This is a genomic window from Frankia sp. R82 (genome assembly GCF_023716925.1).
Lineage (GTDB): Bacteria > Actinomycetota > Actinomycetes > Frankiales > Frankiaceae > Frankia.
On the sequence record NZ_JAMQQG010000203.1, the window covers coordinates 1 to 551 of the forward strand.

Sequence of the window (551 nt, forward strand, 5' to 3'; positions counted from 1 at the left end):
GCGGTCAGGCCGTTGGAGGCGCCGTCCTGGTTGACGGCGCTGCCGCGGACGACGGCGAGCACGGGGTGGCCGTGGCGGCGGGCGTCGCTGAGCCGTTCGAGCAGGATCATGGTGGCGCCCTCGGCCCAGCCGGTGCCGTCAGCGTGGGCGGAGAAGGCCTTGCACCGGCCGTCGACGGCCAGGCCCCGCTGGCGGGAGAACTCCACGAACTCGGTGGGTGTCGCCATCACCGCCACCCCGCCGGCCAGCGCCAGATCGGTCTCCCCGCTGCGCAGCGCCCGGGTGGCCAGATGCAGCGCGACCAGCGACGACGAGCAGGCCGTGTCGACGGTGACCGCCGGCCCCTCGAAACCGAACGTGTAGGCGACCCGGCCGGAGGCGACGCTGCCGGCCACCCCGGTCCCCAGATACCCCTCGAGATCCGGTGGGACGGCGCGCACCCGCGTCCCGTAGTCGTGGTACATCACGCCGGCATAGACGCCGGTGTTGGAGCCGCGCAGGCTGGTCGGGTCGATGCCGGCGCGTTCGATCGACTCCCAGGCGGTCTCCAG

The 551-nt window shown here is 73.9% G+C and carries 1 protein-coding gene; it reads right to left on the bottom strand.

Features of this window, described 5'->3' with window-relative positions:
• Positions 1-551 (bottom strand): polyketide synthase (locus tag ND747_RS16610; RefSeq protein ID WP_251734510.1); only part of this gene is annotated, 551 nt, incomplete at both ends.